Genomic DNA, 1,451 nt, shown 5'->3' with positions numbered 1-1,451 from the left:
TTCCAAAAGGATCCGGGGGGAGGAGGGGGGCTCAATTGTTCATCTCCCTTCACAACACGGCGCTGTTTCTTCTCGGTGCCCCCTCCCCCCTGGTGGGGGCCCACCGGCCGATGCGGACGGTGCCTACGGCTGGATCACGAAGTACACCACCATGCCCGCGGTCAGGCACAGGAAGAGCTGCACCATGAAGCCCCAGGTGAGCGGCACTTCGTCCGTGTCGCCGGCCTTGTCGGCCGCGAGCTGCCGGCGCGCGAGCTTCCCGAGGTGCCCGGCCGTCCCGAGGGCCATCGACAGCATCGCCAGCGAGTACATGGACAGCGCACCGGCCGGGTTCATCCCGTTCGTGTGGTAGCGGCCGACCAGGAAGAGCGCTCCGGCCAGCGGCGCCAGGGACACCATGATCCGGTACGTCCGCGTCGGCTGCGGCGGTACCGCCAGCGCCCAGAACAGCACCGTCGTCAGCGCGACGATCCACCACCAGGTGGCCACGCTCAAGCCCAGTGGAGTCATTCCCCCACCCCCCAGGTCACGGACGTTCGTTCACGTCCACTCCCGAGCACACTAGCCACGCCTCCCAGGGCCCTGCGCCGACCGAATCCCGCAAGATCCCGGCCGAGTTGCTTGCCGGATCCCGGCAGGAACGCTCAGTCGAGGCAGAACTCGTTGCCCTCGACGTCCTGCATGCGCTCGGGGTCCGCGCAGTCGAAGGTGACCTGGACCGGCTTGACCTCTGCCATCGGGCCACCATAGCCATGGCACGTGGGCTACCGTCCCTCAATTTCCGCCGGGGATCCGCAGGTTGGAGGGGGTGGGTCCAGCCCCACCCCGTTGTGGGGCTGGACCCATACCCGGCCGCCCGTCCGCTCCGTAGCGTCGTTCCCACAACGACACGGAGGGGAAAGAACCATGGCGACCACGACCGACCAGGACACCTTCACCACGGTGAAGAAGTGCATCGTGCTCTTCGGCGCCGCCGGCGCCGTCGTCCTCGGCACAGTGGCCGTGATGGCGGCCACCGGCCACCCGACGACCCCGTTCATGTGGATCCGCGCGGTGATCTTCCTCGCCATCGCCCCGTTCCTCCACCGGCTGGCCACCCGCGCCGCCGGCGGCTCCTTCAAGGCCTTCGACCGGGTCCGCACGCTCTCCACCGTCATGCCGATCGCCATCATCGCGGTCGACGCGATCCCCGGCCTCTGCCCGGTCTGGTACGCGGTCCTCCAGGGCCTCTCCGCCCTCGCCCTGGTCGCCGTCGCCGTCCTCACCCGCACCCCCGCCCTACGAGCCGCCTTCCCCAAGGCGCGCTGACAACCCCCGCCCACCAACTCGGGGGGGGGGGGGGGGGGGGGGGGGGGGGCGGGGGGGGGGGGCTTCCCCCCCTGGGTTGCTGTTCCCCCCCAGGGGAAAACAAGTAGAGAAGCGAGGGGGGATGTTTCTTCCAGGTGGCAACG

2 protein-coding genes are annotated in these 1,451 nt (G+C 69.7%); one reads left to right on the top strand and one right to left on the bottom strand.

Features of this window, described 5'->3' with window-relative positions; all coding sequences use genetic code 11:
* Positions 1-123 precede the first annotated feature (123 nt).
* Positions 124-510 carry a hypothetical protein gene (locus ACFVGO_RS25010; RefSeq protein ID WP_359905110.1) on the bottom strand — a complete coding sequence of 129 codons (387 nt, stop codon included), beginning with the start codon at positions 508-510 and terminating at the stop codon, positions 124-126.
* A gap of 396 nt (positions 511-906) precedes the next feature.
* On the opposite strand from ACFVGO_RS25010, the gene ACFVGO_RS25005 reads away from it, so the two are divergent.
* The gene (locus tag ACFVGO_RS25005) at positions 907-1,308 is read left to right on the top strand and encodes a hypothetical protein (protein ID WP_359905107.1); all 402 of its coding nucleotides are present in this window, start codon (positions 907-909) and stop codon (positions 1,306-1,308) included.
* The last annotated feature ends 143 nt before the right edge of the window (positions 1,309-1,451 follow it).

The sequence above is a fragment of the Kitasatospora sp. NPDC057738 genome, from assembly GCF_042798815.1.
In the GTDB taxonomy this organism is placed as follows: Bacteria; Actinomycetota; Actinomycetes; order Streptomycetales; family Streptomycetaceae; genus Kitasatospora; species Kitasatospora lactacystinica.
Note: the sequence above shows the minus strand (reverse complement) of the source record. Positions and strands in the feature narration are given on the sequence as shown.